Below are 17842 nucleotides of genomic sequence, written 5' to 3'. Positions count from 1 at the left end.
GATGTCATGAACAGCAATCGGGGACGCGGCGCACGGTTGGCGCTGCTGGTAATGGGGCTCGCGTCGGGGCTGGCGCTCGGTGGCGCCGCCTGGGCCGCGCCGGGCGGCCACGGCGGGCATGGCGGCCATGGCGGCTTTCACGGCGGCCACGGGCACTTTCATGGGCGCCCGCACGTGGGGGTCTGGCTGGGGCCGGCATGGGGCTACGGCTATGGTCCCGGCTGGTATGGCGACCCCTGGTATGGCTATCCGTATCCGTATGGCCGTACCGTCATCGTGCAGCCGCCGCCCGTTTACATCGAGCAGGGCGGCGAGCCGACGGCGCAGATGTGGTACTACTGCGCGCGGCCGCAAGGCTATTATCCCTACGTGAAAAATTGCAGTACGGCATGGCGCGCCGTGCTGCCGACCAGCGTGCGCTGACGGGAGCGACGAACATGAACACGAGCGCGTTGATCGGATGTTCGGGCTTGCTGGCGTCCGTGCTGCTGGCCGCCTGCACGGTGATGCCGGAAGGGCCGTCGGCCATGGTCTTGCCCGGCACGGGCAAGAGTTTCGAGCAGTTCCGCGGCGATGACGGCAGTTGCCGCGGCTATGCGCAGGCGCAGCTGGGCGGCAGTTCGGCGCAGCAGGCCGGCGTCGACAGCGGCGTGCGCAGCGCGGCACTGGGCACGGTGCTCGGTGCGGCGGCCGGCGCCGCCATCGATGGCGGCCATGGCGCCGGCGTGGGCGCCGGCACGGGCTTGCTGTTTGGCGCGCTGGCGGGCACGGGCGCGGCGGATAATTCCTCGCGCGGCATGCAGCGCAGCTACGATAATGCTTATCTGCAATGCATGTATGCAAGCGGCCACAAGGTGCCTGTCGCCGGCCAGATGCTGAGCGGCGTGCCGGCCAATGCCGCCACGCCGCCGCCCGATACGCCGCCGCCCCGGTACTAGGTTGCTACAACGCCTGGCACAAGCGTAGCGAGCGGAAGGGGATGCGCAACTGTACGCAGGTACACTGAGCATCGCAGACCGCAGACCGCAGCCCGCGACGCGCAGCAGTTTTTTTGACAGGCGTGTTTAGAAGCGCGACGTCAGGCCGACAAACATGCGGCGTCCCGGCACATAGTAGTCGACCAGGCCATCGGCCATGGGTCCCTTCTTGAGCAGGTTTTGCACGCCGCCGCGCACGGTCCACTGGGGCGTGACCTTGTACGACACGACGGTATCGACGATGGTGTAGGCCTTGTCGGCCAGCTTGCCGGCGTCGAGTTCCTTGCCCGTGTACTGGGCCGAGACTTCGCCGAACAGCTGGTCGTTGACTTGCCAGCCCAGCGCCGAGTACCACGACAGCTTCGGCGTCGACAGCAGGTTGGCGCCCGTGGTCAGGTTTTTCGCTTCCGCCATGTAGGTGACGTTGTTACGCCAGTTCAGGTTTTTCGTCAGCGGGATGGTGGTCGTTGCTTCCAGGCCGCTGGTGCGCGCTTTCTGGATATTCGTCATCTTGGTCCACCACTGCTTCTGGTAAAAGCCCAGCGGCGCATAGTCGATCTTGTTCTTGAAATCCGTGTGGAACCAGGTCAGCCCCACGTCCCAGCCATTCTGTTCCCACGCCACGCCGATCTCGCCGGCCGTGCTCGTTTCCGGCTTCAGGTCCGCATTGCCCGCCATGTAGCAGCCGCCCGTGATGTAGCCCAGCGGTTTCAAGCTGCCGCAACCGCGTCCGCCCGACTGCGTGGCTGCCGCCGGCGAGTTTTCCTTCAGGCTGGGCGCGCGGAAGCCTTGCGAGATGCCGCCCTTGATGGTCCAGGCGGGAGCCGGGTGGTACACCAGGTACAGGCGCGGGCTGTAATGGTTGCCGAACTTGCTGTGATGGTCGAGACGCAAGCCGGCCGTGGCCGTCAAGTTTTCGCGCAGGAACAGCTGATCTTCCGCAAACAGGGCCGAGGTAGTGCCCGACAGGGTGGCGCCGCTCACGGGGTTGCCCAGGTAATCGGTGGGAATGGTGCCGATGGTGTCCGTATTCGTCAGTTCCTGATGCTTCCACTGGCCGCCCATCACCAGCATCTGTTCGATACCGCCCCAACCGACCCGTTTTTCCAGGCTGGCATCGAGGGTGCTGTCCTTGGACTTGGCCACCGTGCCGACGACTTCGTTATCGAAATCGTTGTGATACAGGTTGACCGTGGTCTTGCCGAAGTCCCAGCGGCCCTCGTAGCCGAGGCTGGCGCTCTTGCGTATCAGCTTGCTCGCGCCCCAGGCGCCGAACAGCGGGTAGCCGTCCGCATCGAGCGTGGTCGAATCCGTCGATTGCTGCTTGCCGTAGCTGGCGTCCAGCGACAGGTTCTGCTTCTTGCCCAGCGCCCAGTTCAGCTGGCCCGAGACAGTCTGGTTGCGTTCGCCGCCCATGCCGCCCGCCTTGCCGGCGGCTTTTTCATCGGGATTCTGGCGCGTCTGGCCCACGCCCAGGCGCATGCCCACCGTGTCCGACAGGGGGCCGGCCAGGTTCACGCCCAGCTGGTGCGCCGTGCCGCGGCCGCTGTCCTGCGGCTGCGTGTAGTTGGCCGTGGCCGAACCGTTCCATTTGCCCGGCACCTTGCGCGTAATGATGTTGATCACGCCGCCCATGGCGTCGGAGCCGTACAGCGAAGACATGGGGCCCCGCACCACTTCGATGCGCTCGATCATGTCGGGCGAAATCCAGTTCAAGTCCTGGCGGCCCAGGTCGGGACGGTAAGCCGTGTCGGCCGAGCTGCCCACGCGCTTGCCGTCGACGAGGATCAGGGTGTACTTGTCGGGCAGGCCGCGCAGCTTGATCTTCGACGCTTCGCCTTCGGGACCGGTGCCGCCCGTCACGCCGGGGATGCGGCGCAGCAGGGTGTTCAGGTCATACACGGGCTGGCGTTCGATTTCCTCGCGCGTGATGACGCTGATGCTGGCCGGCGCATCCTTGATGTCGATGGCCGTGCCCGATGCGGTGACGACCACCGTGTTCATGGTGGGATCGGCGGCCACATTGCCTTCGGCCCAGGCGCTGCTGACGGCCAGCGACAGCAGGCAGGGCAGGAGCAGGGCGGCGGAATGGCGGGGGCGGGCGGGAGTGGCGACGGGAGCTGCGAAGACGGGACTACGCTGGGTCATGGTGAACTTTCCGGATGTTGTTATTTCCTGGCTGCCTTCCGGGTGGCTCGGGTATGAATGAATAGGGTATAAACTGCGCTCGAATTCTGCGAATGAGAATAAGAATCGTTCTTATTGTAATGCCATCCTGGCAAGAAGGAAAGTGCTGAAAGGAAATAAAACACCGTTACCGTACGCGCATCCGCGCCGGGCAGCCGGTGCAAGCGTGAGAAACTGTTACCTCGCTGGCATCTGGCGCGGCGTGTGCCAATAATGAAGGCTGGCGATGGATGCGTGGGGAGGTAGCATGAAAACGAAGAGAAAAACGATACTGGCGCTGGCCTGCGGCACGGCGGTACTTGCTGGTGCCCTTGCCGGTGCCCACGCTGGCGCGCAGGAGGGGGCGGCGTCCGGGTCATTGCCCGTGTGCCAGCTCGACCCGCGCGACAGCAGCAGGCTGGCGGTGGAGCCGTGCCGCCCGGCGCCGCCCGTGCAGCCGCGCCGTTCCGTGGCGCAGGTGATCGGCCGCATGCCGGCGCAGCCTGCGCCGCCCGTCGTGCCCATGGCGCCGCTGCCGCCCAGTCCGGCCATGCCCATGCCGCGCGCGCCGCAAGCCATCGGCTCGTGCGACACGGGCGGCTGCCGCGATGCGGCCGGCGCGCGCTACAACGGCCAGGGCAACGCCACGCTCGATGCCAACGGCCGCATCTGCCACCGCAACGGCGCCTTTATCCAGTGTTTTTAACCCTGCCGTACGCCGGCGCTGCAAGTTTTCGCTCGGTGGGCGCAAAAGTGGCTACAATTGTCGCCGACATTACGTTTACGTAAACGTAATAGCGCGTCATGGCGCGTAATGATGGCATCGTGCATCAACCATCAGGCGCCGGGAACACGGCCCTTATCACTCAGGAGATTTCATGCAGATTCAGGACAACGTATTCATCATCACGGGCGGCGCATCGGGCCTGGGCGCGGCCACGGCGCGCATGCTGACGGCGGCGGGCGGCAAGGTCGTGCTGGCCGACGTACAGACGGAGGCGGGCCAGGCGCTGGCCGCTGAATTGAACGGCGCGTTCGTGCAGTGCGACGTGACGTCGGAAGAAGACGGCATGGCCGTGGTGGCCGCGGCGACCAAACTGGGCACCCTGCGCGGCCTGGTCAATTGCGCCGGCGTGGCGCCTGCCGTGAAAACCGTGGGCAAGGATGGCCCGCATCCACTGGCCCTGTTCCAGAAGGTCGTCAACATCAACCTGGTGGGCACCTTCAATATGTGCCGCCTGGCGGCCGACGCCATGGCCAAGCAGGATGCGACGGCCGAAGGCGAGCGCGGCATCATCATCAACACGGCTTCCGTGGCGGCCTACGATGGCCAGATCGGCCAGGCCGCGTATGCGTCGTCGAAGGCGGCCGTGGTGGGCCTGACGTTGCCGATGGCGCGCGACCTGTCGCGCAACGGCATCCGCGTGATGACGGTGGCGCCCGGCATTTTCGAAACCCCCATGTTGCTGGGCATGCCTGCCGAAGTGCAGGATGCGCTGGGCAAGATGGTGCCGTTCCCTTCGCGCCTGGGCAAGCCGGGCGAATACGCGCAGCTGGTCAAGGCCATCGTGGAAAACGTCATGCTCAATGGCGAAACAATTAGATTGGACGGCGCGATCCGCATGCAGCCGAAATAAGCCTCATGGGCATTTGATGTAGGATACCCCCGTATGGGGCGTACAGCCTTGCCTGGCTGTGCGCCCTTTTTTTATCGGAGAATCCATGATCACATTGAAGCCGCTGGCGCTGAGCCTGACCTTGCTGGGGGCCCTGGCCGCCAGTCCCGTATTTGCCGAAGTGCCGCAGAAGGCACCGGAAATCGCCACCGCGTATGCGGAAAAATCGGGCTGGTCGGCGCAGAAATTCATGGTGGCCGCCGCCAATCCGCTGGCTGCCGATGCGGGCTACCAGATGCTGAAAAAGGGCGGCAGCGCCATCGATGCGGCCATTGCCACGCAGCTGGTGTTGACCCTGGTCGAGCCGCAGTCCTCGGGCATCGGCGGCGGCGCCTTCCTGCTGTACTCCACCGCCAAGGGCGTGCAGGCGTTCGACGGGCGCGAAACGGCGCCGGCCGCCGCCGATGAACACCTGTTCCAGAATGCGGACGGCAGCCCCGTCTCGCGCGCCACGGGCGTGGTGGGCGGGCGTTCCGTGGGCGCGCCGGGCGTGCTGCGCATGCTGGAACTGGCGCACAAGGAGCATGGCAAGCTGCCGTGGGCGACCCTGTTCGGCCCCGCCATCAAGCTGGCGCACGGCGGCTTTCCCGTCAGCCAGCGCCTCAATGGCTTGCTGAACTGGGACCAGGCCCTGAAGCGCGACCCCGTCGCCGCCGCGTATTTCTATGACCAGGAAGGCAAGGCCTGGCCCGTCGGCCATGTGCTGAAAAACCCGCAACTGGCGCGCACCCTGCGCGAGATCGCCCGCGGCGGCGCCGACGCGTTTTACAACGGCCGCATCGCGCGCGACATCGCCGCCAAGGTGGCGGCGCATCCGACCAATCCAGGCAAGCTGACGGCGGCCGACATTGCCGGCTACCGGGCCAAGGTGCGCGAACCCGTCTGCAGCGACTACAAGGCCTGGACCGTGTGCGGCATGCCGCCGCCATCGTCGGGCGGCATCGCCATTGCGCAGATGCTGGGCATGCTGGAAGTGAAGGATATCCGCCCGTATCCGCCCGTCGACGGCGTGCTCGATGCGCAAGCCATCCATTTGTTCTCGGAAGCGGGGCGCCTGGCCTACGCGGACCGCAACCGCTACGTGGCCGACACGGACTTCGTCCCGCTGCCCGGCAACGGCGTCGCCTCGATGCTCGATAAAACCTATCTGGCGCAGCGCGCCTCGCTGATCGGCGACAAATCCATGGGCCGCGCCTTGCCCGGCACGCCGCCCGGCATGCAGGTGGCGTGGGGCATGGACAACGCCTTGCAGCGTCCGTCGACGTCGCACCTGGTGGCCGTGGACGCGTTCGGCGGCGGCCTGTCGATGACCACCAGCGTGGAAGACGCGTTCGGCTCGCGCCAGATGGTCGACGGCTTCTTGCTGAATAACCAGCTGACGGATTTCTCGTTCGATTCGCGCGATGCGGATGGCCCCATCGCCAACCGCGTCGAGGCGGGCAAGCGTCCGCGCAGCGCCATGTCGCCCACCCTCGTGTTTGAAAAGGGCACGCACAAGCTGGTGCTGGCGACGGGGTCGCCGGGCGGCTCGTCCATCATCAATTACGTGGCCAAGGTCCTGGTCGGCACCATGGACTGGGGCCTGAACGTGCAGCAAGCCATCAGCCTGCCGAATTTCGGCAGCCGCAACGGCCCGACGGAGCTGGAAAAGGGCCGCGCGCCGGCCGCCCAGGTCGAGGCGCTGCAGGCGATGGGCCACGAAGTGCGCGTGATCGAGCAGAATTCCGGCCTGCAGGGCATCATGCGCCTGAATGCGCACGGCAAGGATTTTTGGTTTGGCGGCGCGGACCCGCGCCGTGAAGGCATGGTGCGCGGCGACTGAAATTTCCACAAAGCATCAAGACCCTGCTAATCTGCCGGCATGGGAATGCAAAATAAAACAGGCTTGATACTGACGGGAGGGGGCGCCCGTGCCGCCTACCAGGTGGGCGTGCTGCAGGCGATTTCGGCGATCCTGTGGGAAGCGGGCTGGGCGCCGGCGCGCAATCCGTTCGACATCATCTGCGGCACCTCGGCCGGCGCCATCAATGCCACGGCGCTGGCCTGCCGTGCCGACAACTTCGGCGAAGGCGTGCAAAAGCTGCTCGACGTGTGGCAGCACATCGAGGTCGAACAGGTCTACCGCGCCGATTCGCTGGGCGTGATCCGTTCGGGCGCGCGCTGGCTGTCGCTGCTGTCGTTCGGCTGGCTGCTGCGCCAGTGGCATGCGTCGCCGCCCAGTTCCCTGCTCGACAATACCCCGCTGGTCAGCCTGCTGCACCGCATGCTCGACCTGCCGCGCCTGGACGCGGCCCTGGCCGACGGCCTGCTGCATGCGCTGGCCGTGACGGCGTCGTCGTACTCGGGCAGCCGCCACATGACGTTTTACCAGACGGCCGAGGATATCGCGCCGTGGGTGCGCACGCAGCGCCTGGCCTTGCCCGACCAGATCGGCGTGGAGCACTTGCTGGCCTCGGCCGCCATCCCCTTCATCTTTCCCGCCGTGCCCTTGTACGTGGGCGGCCAGCGCGAGTACTGCGGCGACGGCTCGATGCGCCAGCTGGCGCCGATTTCGCCGGCCATCCACCTGGGCGCGAACAAGGTGCTGGTGGTGGGTGCGGGACGCATGACGGAACCGGCGCCCGCCGCGTCCGAAGCGGCGCGCTACCCCAGCCTGGCGCAGATCGCCGGCCATGCGCTGTCGTCGATCTTCCTCGACGGCCTGGCCGTCGACATCGAGCGCCTGAACCGCATCAACCTGACCTTGTCGATGCTGCCGCCCGAATTGCTGGGCAAGACGGCCTTGCGGCCCGTGGAATTGCTGGTCATCGCGCCATCCGAACGGCTCGACGCCATCGCCAGCCGGCATATCGGCAGTTTGCCCCGTCCCATCCGCACCATGTTGTCGGGCATCGGCGCCGCCGAAGCGCGCGGCGCGGCGCTGGCATCGTATTTATTGTTCGAATCGACGTATACTAATGAGCTGATCCGTCTTGGACAGCGCGATACGCAGGCCCGCAAGGACGATGTACTGGCGTTTTTTGGTTCTTGAGACGGCCCCCGGCACAGTAGCCGGAGTTTTCGCGTTTTTTTGACAGGACGATTGTGCAGGTATTTCGACGTGTTCATGATGTTGCCTTACTGCTAATTTTGCTGCTGGGCGGTGCCGCCGCGGCGGCGCCTGCGCCCACCCTGCGCTTCGACCAGCTCAGCGTCGACCAGGGCCTGGCGCAGGAATCGGTGCTGGCCATCGCCCAGGACCGGCAGGGCTATATGTGGTTCGGCAGCCAGTCCGGCCTGAGCCGCTACGATGGCTACCGCATGGTCGTCTACAAGAATGTCGAGGGCGACAAGACCAGCCTGGCCGACAACTGGGTCGGCGAGCTGCACGTCGATAGCCAGGGCCAGCTGTGGGTGGGCACCGACAACGGCCTGGACCGCTTCGACGCGGCCAGCCAGACCTTCATCCACTACGTGCCGGCCGAAAAGAGCAAGCGCGGCAACGGCAACCGGCATATCCACGCCATTGTCGACGATGGCGCGCGCGGGTTCTGGATCGCCACCTCGGACGGTCTGCAGCATTTCGACCCCGCCACGGGCACCTTCCGCACCTGGCACCATGAAGAAGGCAATCCGCACAGCCTGGGCGACAATGAAATCAAGGCGCTGGTGCTGGACGGGCAAAAGCGCCTGTGGATCGGCACGGTCACGGGCCTGGACATGCTGGCGCCGGGCAGCGACCGCTTCGAGCATTTCTCCGTCGATGCGGCGCCCGGCTCGAAGTACAACGTGATCCAGGCGCTGCTGGTCGACCGCCAGCAGAACCTGTGGATAGGCACGATGGCCGGCGCCGAGCGCTGGCGCCTGGGCGGCGCGGGCGAAGCGCCCCAGTCGCGCCTGCGCCTCAGTGAAAAACAGGGCTTTTCCGCCATCCGCGTCGCCAGCCTGTACCAGGATGTCGACGCCACCGTCTGGCTGGGCAGCAATGCCGACGGCCTGTTCCGCTGGCAGCCCGGGAGCGACACCTTCCTGCAGTACCGCCACCAGACGGGCGACAAGTTCAGCGTCGCCGACAACCAGTTGTCGTCGCTGTACCGCGACCGCGCGGGCACGTTCTGGGTCGGTTCCTGGTACAACGGCGTGAGCCGCGTGGACCTGGGCAGCGGCGGCTTTTCGCGCATGGCGCGCGCACCCGGCGATGTGGGCGCCCTGGCGGACAAGAAAGTGCGCGCCGTGGCCGACGCGGGCAATGGCAAGCTGTGGCTGGCCACCAAGGCGGGCCTGAAACTGTACGACACGCGCGACGGCAGCTCGCGCGTGTTCGACCTGCGCAGTTCGCCCGGCATGTCGCGCGACGAGCAGGTCACCACCCTGTACAAGGCGCCGGACGGCACCCTGTGGGTGGGCGGCTCGACGGGCTTGCACCGCTTCGACCCGGCACTGGGGCGCTTCTTCACCATGCGTTTTGCCGCCGGCGACCCGAACAGCGACACCATCCGCAATGTCGTGAGCGACCGCAGCGGCATGCTGTGGGTCTCGACGCGGGGCGGCGTGCACCGTTTCGACCCCGCCAGCCAGCGCTTTACCACCTACCGCCACGATCCGGCCGATCCGAACAGCCTGTCCGACAATATGGTGCGGCCCGTGCTGGAAGACGGCAAGGGGCAGCTGTGGATAGGCTCCTTCCATGGCCTGGACTTGCTGGACCGCGCCAGCGGCCATTTCCGGCATTTCCGCCACGATCCGCAAAATCCCCATAGCCTCAGCCACGACGAGGTGCACTACCTGCACGAGGACAAGCGCGGCGTGCTGTGGGTGGGCACGGCCAATGGCCTGAACCGCATGGACGTCGATGCGAAGGGCGAGATCCGCTTCCGCCGCTTCGTGCGCAAGGATGGCATGGCCGACGATGCCGTCGCCAGCATCCTCGGCGATGACAACGAGCAGCTGTGGCTGAGCACGAACAGCGGCATCACGCGGCTCGACATGCGCAGCGGCCTGTTCCGCAACTACGACAGCGCCGATGGCACCGTGGAAGGCTCGTACTTCGATGGCGCGGCCCTGCGCGCGTCGGACGGGACCATGTACTTCGGCGGCTTCAACGGCATGACGGCGTTCGTGCCGCAGGATATCCACGACAACCGCGTGCCGCCGCTGGTGGCCGTCACGGAACTGCAGATATTCAACAAGCCCGTGGCCATCGGCCGCGGCGAGTTCGCGCACGTGCTCAAGACGGCGATCGACCATACGCGCAACCTGGTGCTGACCAGCCGCGAAAGCGTCTTTTCGCTGGAATTCGCGGCCCTGCATTTCGCTGCGCCCCAGCGCAATATGTTCGCCTACCGGCTCGAAGGCTTCGACCAGGACTGGGTCATGACGGATGCGGGGCGGCGCTTCGCCACCTACACCAACCTCGATGCCGGCAATTACGTGTTTCGCGTCAAGGCGGCCAACAAGGACGGCGTGTGGAACGAGAGCGGCGCCACCCTGGCCATCACGATCCTGCCGCCGTTCTGGAAAACCTGGTGGTTTCGCACCCTGATGGCGGCGCTGCTGCTGGGCGCCGTGTATGGCGCCTACCGCCAGCGCGTGCGCGCGCTGCGGCGCCAGCAGAACGAACTGGAAGAGCTGGTCAGCGAACGCACGGCCGAGTTGCAGAGCAAGGAAATCGAAGTGCTGGCCCAGTCGGAAAAGCTGGCCCAGGTCAACAGCAGCCTGACGAAAAACGAGGAAAGCCTGCGCCAGGCCAAGCGCAAGGCCGAGGATGCGACGCGCCAGAAGTCGGAATTTTTGGCCAACATGAGCCACGAGATGCGCACGCCGCTGGCCGGCGTGATCGGCATGCTGGGCTTTGCCCTGCGCGACGAGCAGCTGCACGATGCGACGCGCGAGCAGATCCTGCGCGGCCAGGCCAATGCCCAGTCGCTGCTGGTGATCATCAATGACTTGCTCGATTTTTCCAAGATCGAGGCGGGCAAGCTGAGTATTGAAAACATCGACTTCGCGCTCGGCGCGGCGATCGAGACGGTCGTCAGCCTGTTCGAGGAGCAGGCGGCCGCGCGCAGCATCGGTTTCTCCATCGATTTCGCGCCCGACCTGCCGCCGTTTGTGGTGGGCGACCCCACCCGTTTGCGCCAGGTGCTGGTCAACCTGGTGGGCAATGCCTTCAAGTTCACCCAGCGCGGCGGTGTCAGCGTGAGCGTCGAGCGGGCCGGCGTGGCCGGCGGCAGCGGCGGGCGCAAGGTCAGCCTGATCCGCTTCACGGTCAGCGACAGCGGCATCGGCATCGATGCCGATGCGATGGCGCGCCTGTTCCAGAAGTTCGAGCAGGCCGACGCCAGCACCACGCGGCGCTACGGCGGCACGGGGCTGGGCCTGGCGATCTGCCGCCAGCTGGTCGAACTGATGGATGGCGAGATCGAAGTGGCCAGCACGCCGGGGCAGGGCAGCACCTTTGCCTTCACCTTGCCGCTGGCCGATGGCGTGGCGCCGCCGCTGGTGCCGCAGGTGGCGCTGGCGCCGCACAGCCACCAGCTGCGCGTGCTGTGCGCGGAAGACTTCCCCACCAACCAGATCATCATCCGCGTCATGCTCGAGGAGCTGGGGCACCGGGTCGACGTGGTGGCCAACGGCGCGCTGGCGGTGGCCGCCTGCGTGCATACGCGCTATGACCTGATCCTGATGGACGGGCGCATGCCGGAGATGGATGGGGCGACGGCGACGCGATTGATCCGCGTGGGCGGCTGGCCGGACCAGCCCGTGCGCGACCAGGAACTGATGATCGTGGCCCTGACGGCGAATGCCAGCGAAGAGGACCGCAGCCGCTACCTGGGTGTCGGCATGGATGATTTCCTCAGCAAGCCAGTGGACGAGGCGGCGCTGCATGGCTTGCTGGCGCGCGCCATCGAGCGCCAGTTGCAGCGCGGTTTCATGCTGCCGCGCATGCCGACCAACGTGCCGCGCGGCGCTGCGCGGGGGCAGGCCGAACTCGATGCCCTGTTCGGCATCGCACCGGCCATCCCCGCCCCGGCGCCTTCCCCGTCCGGCCGCAGCGGCGAACTGCAGCGGCGCATCCGCATCGCCTTCGTCGCCGACCTGGAGGGGCGCCTGCGTGAACTCGACGCAGCGCTGGCGGCGCAGGACAAGGACGGCGCGGGGCGCCTGCTGCACGGCTTGAAGGGCAGCGCCGCGTATCTCGATGAAACGCAGCTGCACATGCTGTGCACGGAACTGGAGGAGGCGGCGGACGGCGGGCGCTGGACCCAGGTGGCCTTGCATTTGCCCCAATTGCGCGCACTGTTGACGCAAATAGCCGTTTCGGACAAGGAAATGTAAAATAGGCAATGCCGGCCATGGAGTGCGCGGCGAAACTGGGTAGAATACGGCCAGGCGCCCTGATGCTGCCGGCAATGGAGAAAGCAATGAAAGTACTGGTGGTTGACGATGATGTCGTGTCGCGCATGGTATTGATGCATTTGATCGACAGCTGCGGCGTGCACGATATCGTGGAAGCCGAAGATGGCGCGGCGGCGTGGGAGCAGCTCGAAGGCGGCTTGCGCCCATCGCTGTGTTTTTGCGATCTGCGCATGCCACGCCTGTCCGGCATGGAGCTGCTGCAGAAAATCCGCTCCGACAGCGCGCTCGACGCCATGCCGCTGGTGCTGGTGTCGTCGGCCAACGACCAGGACACGGTGCGCGACGCCGTGCAGGCCGGCGCTGCCGGCTATATCGTCAAGCCTTTTCAACCGGAGCAGGTGCGCCAGCATATCGACGCCTGCTTCGACGTGTCGGCCTTGCCGGCCGAGGCGCCGCGCGACACGCTGCAGCGGCTGGGCATCGACGGCGAACGTTTGCTGGCCTACCTGACGGGCTTCCAGGGGCAGGTCGGCGCCGCCGGCGAACAGGTCGACGCCTTGCTGGCGCGCGGCGAACCGGCGCAGGCGCGCCAGCAGCTCGAACGGCTGCACCTCGGTTGCCGTACCCTGGGCCTGCATGGCGCGGAGGCCGCGATGATGGACCTGCTGCAGGCGTCGGTGCTCGATGGTGAGCAGATACAGGGTGCCCTGGCCGCGCTGGCGCGCAGCGTGGCGCAACAGGCCCACCTGCTGCGTCAACAGGACGGGATGGACTGAATCTGCCGTTTTCCCCTTGCTGGAAAAATACTTTAGGTTTAAAGTATCTGCTTCCGGGCCTTGTGCACGCGCCCGTCACCAGCCAGGATGAGCATGAGCAGCGACCCTTCGCCTACCACCGCATCTCCCCAGGACGACTTTGCGCGCGCGCACCTGCCGCCGCGCGAACTGTGGCCGCAGCTGTGCCTTGACTTGCCCGAGCTGCAGTATCCGCCCCGTCTCAATTGCGCCGCCGCGCTGCTTGATGCGGCCGTGGCCGGCGGTGGCGGCGGACGCACCGCCATCCTTGCCGACGGCCAGCGCTGGACCTACGCGCAGCTGGCGCAGCAGGTCGACCGCATCGCCCACGTGCTGCAGGCCGACCTGCGCCTGATCCCCGGCAACCGCGTGCTGCTGCGCGGCGCGAATACCCCCATGATGGCCGCCTGCCTGCTGGCCGTGCTGAAGGCCGGCTGCATCGCCGTGCCCACCATGCCGCTGCTGCGCGCGCGCGAGCTGTCCACCATCGCAGCCAAGGCGGAAGTGAACGCCGTGCTGTGCGCGCACGGCTTGCGCGCGGAACTCGACGGCATGTCCGGCTTGCCGCGCATGCTGTGCTTTGGCGCCGAGGGCGCCGAACTGGAACAGCGCATGGCGGCGCACGCCAGCCCGTTTGCCGCACACGACACGGCGGCCGACGACGTGTGCCTGATCAGCTTTACCTCGGGCACGACGGGCGTGCCGAAGGGGACCATGCACATGCACCGCGACCTGCTGGCCATCTGCGACTGCTTTCCCCGCTCCATGCTGCAGGTGCGCGCCGACGATATCTTCATCGGCACGCCGCCGCTGGCGTTCACCTTCGGCCTGGGTGGCCTGCTGCTGTTCCCCCTGCGCTTCGGTGCGGCCACCGTGCTGCTGGAAAAACTCACGCCCGATACCCTGCTGCGCGCCATCGCCGCATACCAGGCCACTATCTGCTTCACGGCGCCGACCTTCTACCGCCAGATGGCGCCCTTGGCGGCCAGTCATGACGTGCGCAGCCTGCGCCTGTCCGTCTCGGCGGGCGAGGCGCTGCCGCTGGCCACGCGCGACGCCTGGCAGGAGGCGACGGGCCTGGCCATGACGGACGGCATCGGCGCCACCGAAATGCTGCACATCTTCATTTCTGCCACGGGCGATGGCATACGCCGCGGCGCCATCGGCAAGGCCATCCCCGGCTACCAGGCGTGCATCGTCGACGACGCGGGCGTGGTGCAGCCGCCCGGCGTGACGGGCCGCCTGGCCGTGAAAGGGCCCACCGGCTGCCGCTACCTGTCCGACCCGCGCCAGCACGAATATGTGCAGAACGGCTGGAACCTGACGGGCGACACCTTCGAGATGGATGGCGACGGCTATTTCTATTACCGCTCGCGCAGCGACGACATGATCGTCTCGGCCGGCTACAACATCGCCGGCCCGGAAGTGGAGGAGGCGCTGCTGCGCCATCCGGCCGTGGCCGAATGCGGCGTGGTCGGGCGCGCCGATGCCGGGCGTGGCCAGATCGTCGAGGCGCACGTGGTGCTGAAGGACGGCTTCCAGGCCGGCGACGTGCTGGCGGCCGAACTGCAGGACTTCGTGCGCCAGCAGATCGCCCCGTATAAATATCCGCGCGCCATCCGTTTCCTGCCGGCCTTGCCCCGCACGGAAACGGGCAAGCTGCAGCGCTTCAAACTTCGCACGGACACCCCATGAATATTGTCTGCATCGGCGGCGGTCCCGCCGGCCTGTATTTCAGCCTGCTCATGAAAAAGCAGAATCCCGGGCACCGCATCACGGTCATCGAGCGCAACCGCCCGTATGACACGTTTGGCTGGGGCGTGGTGTTTTCCGACCAGACCCTGGGCAACCTGGCCAATGCGGACGAGCCGACGGCGCGCGCCATCCTGCAGGCGTTCAACCACTGGGACGATATCGAGATCCACTTCAAGGGCGAGACCGTGCGTTCGGGCGGCCACGGCTTTTGCGGCATCGGCCGCAAGCGCCTGCTCAATATCCTGCAGGCGCGCTGCGAGGAACTGGGCGTGCAGCTGGTGTTCGAGACGGAAGTGCAGGACGACCAGGCCATCGCGCGCCAGTACGGCGCCGACCTGGTGATCGCCAGCGACGGCTTGAACAGCCGCATCCGCACGCGCTATGCGGCCAGCTACCAGCCCGAGATCGAGCAGCGCCATTGCCGCTTCGTCTGGCTGGGCACGCGCAAGAAATTCGAAGCGTTCACGTTTGCCTTCCGCCAGACGCCGCACGGCTGGTTCCAGGCGCACATCTACCAGTATGACGGCGACACGTCGACCTTCATCGTCGAGACGCCCGAACACGTGTGGCGCGCGGCGGGACTCGACAGTATGAGCCAGGAAGAGGGCATCGCCTTTTGCGAAGCGCTGTTTGCCGGGGAACTCGATGGCCACTCTTTGCTGAGCAATTCGCCGCACTTGCGCGGCTCGGCCCAGTGGATCACCTTCCCCCGCATCGTCTGCCGGCAATGGGTGCATGTACAGGATGGCGTGCCCGTCGTGCTGATGGGCGACGCGGCCCACACGGCCCATTACTCCATCGGCTCCGGCACCAAGCTGGCGCTGGAAGACGCGATCGAGCTGGCGCGCTGCTTCGGCCAGCACGCCGATAGCGCTGCCGGCACCGATGCGGCGCTGGCCGCCTACCAGCAGCTGCGCGCCGTCGAAGTGCTCAAGATCCAGAGCGCGGCGCGCAATTCCATGGAGTGGTTTGAAAACGTCGAGCGCTACAGCGCCATGGAGGCGCCGCAGTTCGCCTATTCCATGCTCACGCGCAGCCAGCGCATCTCGCATGAAAACCTGCGCCTGCGCGATCCCGCGTACGTGGCCGGTTATGAGCGGTGGCTGGCGCGGCGCGCGGGCGAACAGGCCGGCGTGGCGATGCCGGACGAGGCCCTGCCGCCCATGCTCACGCCCTTCCGGCTGCGCGGCGTGCTGCTGAAAAACCGCATCGCCGTTTCGCCGATGGCGCAGTACAGCGCCGTCGACGGCGTGGCGGGCGACTACCACCTGATGCACCTGGGCGCGCGCGCCATGGGCGGCGCGGGCCTCGTGTTTGCCGAGATGACGTGCGTCTCGGCCGACGCGCGCATCACGCCCGCCTGTCCCGGCATGTACAGCGAAGCGCACACGCAGGCGTGGCGGCGCATCGTCGATTTCGTGCATGCCGGCAGCGATGCGAAGATCGCCCTGCAGCTGGGCCATGCGGGGCCGAAAGGCTCGACGCGCCCCATGTGGGACGGCATCGACCTGCCCCTGAAGGAGGGCAACTGGCCGCTGCTGGCCGCGTCCAGCCAGCAGTACCTGGCCGGCGTGTCGCAGGTGGCGCGCGCGGCCACGGAAAGCGACCTGGCGCGCATCGAGCAGGACTTCGTGCGTGCCACCCTGGCGGCGGCCGTCGCCGGTTTCGACTGGCTGGAACTGCACTGCGCGCATGGTTATCTGCTGTCGAGTTTTATCTCGCCGCTGACCAACCGCCGCACGGACGACTATGGCGGCAGCCTGGAAAACCGCTGCCGCTATCCCTTGCGCGTGTTCCGCGCCATGCGCGCCGCCTGGCCGCAGGATAAACCCATGAGCGTGCGCATCTCGGCCCACGACTGGGTCGAAGGCGGCATCACGCCCGACGACGCGGTCGTCATCGCGCGCCTGTTCAAGCAGGCAGGCGCCGACCTGATCGACTGTTCCTCGGGCCAGGTCAGCAAGCTCGAACAGCCCGTGTACGGACGCATGTTCCAGGCGCCGTTCGCCGACCGCGTGCGCAACGAGGCGGGCATCGCCAGCATGGCCGTCGGATCCATCTTCGAGGCGGACCACGCCAACAGCATCATCGCCGCCGGCCGCGCCGACCTGTGCGCCGTGGGCCGCCCGCACCTGGCCAACCCGGCCTGGACCCTGACGGAGATGGCGCGCATCGGCTACAGCGGCGCCGCTTCAAGCTGGCCGAAACAGTACCGGCCGGGCCAGCAGCAGCTGGAACGCAATCTGCAGCGCGAGCGCCAGCTGGCCGCCGCCAACACGGGACTGACCCCGCAACAGGTGGCCGCGCGGCTGCTGGAAGGATGACATGAGCAAGGTAGCATTGATGGACACGTTGTCAGAAAAACATGCGCTGGTGACGGGCGCCGGCAGCGGCATCGGCCTCGCTTGCGCGGGCGCCTTGCTGGACGCGGGCGCCCGGGTCACCCTGGCTGGGCGCGACGGGGCGCGGCTGGCGCGCGCGCGCATGCAGCTGGAAGAGGAGGGCCACGCGGGAAGGGTGGCCATCTGCGTGCTCGACGTGGCCGTGGAAGCGTCCGTGCAGGCTGGTTTCGCGCAGGCGGCCGCGCACTTCGGCCGCATCGACATATTGATCAATAACGCGGGCCAGGCGCATGCGGCGCCGTTCGGCAAGACGGATGCGGCCATCTGGCAGCAGATGCTGGCCGTGAACCTGACGGGCGTGTTCCACTGCTGCCAGGCCGCCATGCCGGCCATGCTGGAATCGGGCTGGGGGCGCATCGTCAACGTGGCGTCGACGGCGGGCCTGAAAGGCTATCGCTATGTCAGCGCCTATGTCGCCGCTAAGCACGGCGTGATCGGCCTGACGCGCGCGCTGGCGCTGGAAGTGGCGCCGCGCGGCATCACCGTCAACGCCGTCTGCCCCGGCTACACGGAAACGGAGATGGTGGCGCAGGCCGTGCAGAACATCGTGCGCAAGACGGGGCGGGGCGAAGACGCGGCCCGCGCGGAACTGGCCGCGGCCAATCCGCAGCAGCGGCTGGTGCAGCCACGGGAAGTGGCCGATGCGGTGGCCTGGCTATGCCTGCCCGCGTCGGCCGCCATGAATGGACAATCGATCGCCGTCGCCGGCGGCGAAGTAATGTAACTGAATGAAGATC

General features: G+C 66.9%; 12 protein-coding genes. 11 read left to right on the top strand and 1 reads right to left on the bottom strand.

All coding sequences use genetic code 11. The annotated features are described in order from the left end of the window. The first annotated feature begins 6 nt into the window (after positions 1-6). Together VPH41_RS28175 and VPH41_RS28170 are read left to right on the top strand one after the other, a co-directional pair. Entirely contained in the window at positions 7-423 is a 417-nt protein-coding gene (locus VPH41_RS28175) for a hypothetical protein (protein WP_328572247.1), read from the top strand. A 14-nt stretch (positions 424-437) separates the two neighbouring features. Further along, positions 438-938, top strand: coding sequence for a glycine zipper family protein (locus tag VPH41_RS28170; protein WP_328572255.1), 501 nt, complete (start codon positions 438-440; stop codon positions 936-938). Positions 939-1064: 126 nt separating this feature from the next. Here VPH41_RS28170 and VPH41_RS28165 read toward each other — a convergent pair whose 3' ends face one another. Beyond that, positions 1065-3125, bottom strand: a complete 2061-nt coding sequence (locus VPH41_RS28165) for a TonB-dependent receptor domain-containing protein (protein ID WP_328572246.1) — start codon at positions 3123-3125, stop codon at positions 1065-1067. 286 nt (positions 3126-3411) lie between these two features. Here VPH41_RS28165 and VPH41_RS28160 point away from each other — a divergent pair, with 286 nt between their 5' ends. The 9 genes from VPH41_RS28160 to VPH41_RS28120 all read left to right on the top strand — a co-directional run bounded on the left by VPH41_RS28160 (position 3412) and on the right by VPH41_RS28120 (position 17829). Beyond that, positions 3412-3849 (top strand): hypothetical protein, encoded by a 438-nt coding sequence (locus VPH41_RS28160; RefSeq protein WP_328572245.1) that lies wholly within the window; start codon positions 3412-3414, stop codon positions 3847-3849. Between the two features lie 172 nt (positions 3850-4021). Next, the gene (locus VPH41_RS28155) at positions 4022-4780 is read left to right on the top strand and encodes a 3-hydroxyacyl-CoA dehydrogenase (protein ID WP_152259135.1); all 759 of its coding nucleotides are present in this window, start codon (positions 4022-4024) and stop codon (positions 4778-4780) included. An 85-nt stretch (positions 4781-4865) separates the two neighbouring features. After that, complete coding sequence (ggt, locus tag VPH41_RS28150; RefSeq protein WP_328572244.1) at positions 4866-6641, top strand: gamma-glutamyltransferase; 1776 nt, start codon at positions 4866-4868, stop codon at positions 6639-6641. Positions 6642-6680: 39 nt separating this feature from the next. Further along, the gene (locus tag VPH41_RS28145; protein WP_034751717.1) at positions 6681-7850 is read left to right on the top strand and encodes a patatin-like phospholipase family protein; all 1170 of its coding nucleotides are present in this window, start codon (positions 6681-6683) and stop codon (positions 7848-7850) included. A gap of 98 nt (positions 7851-7948) precedes the next feature. After that, positions 7949-12133, top strand: a complete 4185-nt coding sequence (locus tag VPH41_RS28140; protein WP_328572243.1) for a hybrid sensor histidine kinase/response regulator — start codon at positions 7949-7951, stop codon at positions 12131-12133. Between the two features lie 86 nt (positions 12134-12219). After that, a complete protein-coding gene (locus VPH41_RS28135) occupies positions 12220-12930 on the top strand; it encodes a response regulator (RefSeq protein WP_152285044.1) in 711 nt (236 codons plus the stop codon). Between the two features lie 93 nt (positions 12931-13023). Further along, a complete protein-coding gene (locus tag VPH41_RS28130; protein ID WP_328572242.1) occupies positions 13024-14643 on the top strand; it encodes an AMP-binding protein in 1620 nt (539 codons plus the stop codon). Continuing rightward, the gene (locus VPH41_RS28125; RefSeq protein WP_328572241.1) at positions 14640-17027 is read left to right on the top strand and encodes a bifunctional salicylyl-CoA 5-hydroxylase/oxidoreductase; all 2388 of its coding nucleotides are present in this window, start codon (positions 14640-14642) and stop codon (positions 17025-17027) included. Before VPH41_RS28130 ends, VPH41_RS28125 begins: the two co-directional genes overlap by 4 nt. Positions 17028-17046: 19 nt before the next feature. Continuing rightward, the gene (locus VPH41_RS28120; protein WP_328572240.1) at positions 17047-17829 is read left to right on the top strand and encodes an SDR family NAD(P)-dependent oxidoreductase; all 783 of its coding nucleotides are present in this window, start codon (positions 17047-17049) and stop codon (positions 17827-17829) included. Positions 17830-17842: the final 13 nt, after the last annotated feature.

Source organism: Janthinobacterium sp. P210006 (assembly GCF_036231885.1).
GTDB lineage: Bacteria > Pseudomonadota > Gammaproteobacteria > Burkholderiales > Burkholderiaceae_D > Janthinobacterium > Janthinobacterium violaceinigrum.
Note: the sequence above shows the minus strand (reverse complement) of the source record. Positions and strands in the feature narration are given on the sequence as shown.

Coding starts and splice junctions, on each gene's coding strand:
- VPH41_RS28130 (WP_328572242.1), top strand. CDS start 13,024: ATGAGCAGCGACCCTTCGCCTACCACCGCATCTCCCCAGGACGACTTT.
- VPH41_RS28170 (WP_328572255.1), top strand. CDS start 438: ATGAACACGAGCGCGTTGATCGGATGTTCGGGCTTGCTGGCGTCCGTG.
- VPH41_RS28165 (WP_328572246.1), bottom strand. CDS start 3,125: ATGACCCAGCGTAGTCCCGTCTTCGCAGCTCCCGTCGCCACTCCCGCC.
- VPH41_RS28135 (WP_152285044.1), top strand. CDS start 12,220: ATGAAAGTACTGGTGGTTGACGATGATGTCGTGTCGCGCATGGTATTG.
- VPH41_RS28145 (WP_034751717.1), top strand. CDS start 6,681: ATGGGAATGCAAAATAAAACAGGCTTGATACTGACGGGAGGGGGCGCC.
- VPH41_RS28125 (WP_328572241.1), top strand. CDS start 14,640: ATGAATATTGTCTGCATCGGCGGCGGTCCCGCCGGCCTGTATTTCAGC.
- VPH41_RS28160 (WP_328572245.1), top strand. CDS start 3,412: ATGAAAACGAAGAGAAAAACGATACTGGCGCTGGCCTGCGGCACGGCG.
- ggt (WP_328572244.1), top strand. CDS start 4,866: ATGATCACATTGAAGCCGCTGGCGCTGAGCCTGACCTTGCTGGGGGCC.
- VPH41_RS28155 (WP_152259135.1), top strand. CDS start 4,022: ATGCAGATTCAGGACAACGTATTCATCATCACGGGCGGCGCATCGGGC.
- VPH41_RS28120 (WP_328572240.1), top strand. CDS start 17,047: ATGGACACGTTGTCAGAAAAACATGCGCTGGTGACGGGCGCCGGCAGC.
- VPH41_RS28175 (WP_328572247.1), top strand. CDS start 7: ATGAACAGCAATCGGGGACGCGGCGCACGGTTGGCGCTGCTGGTAATG.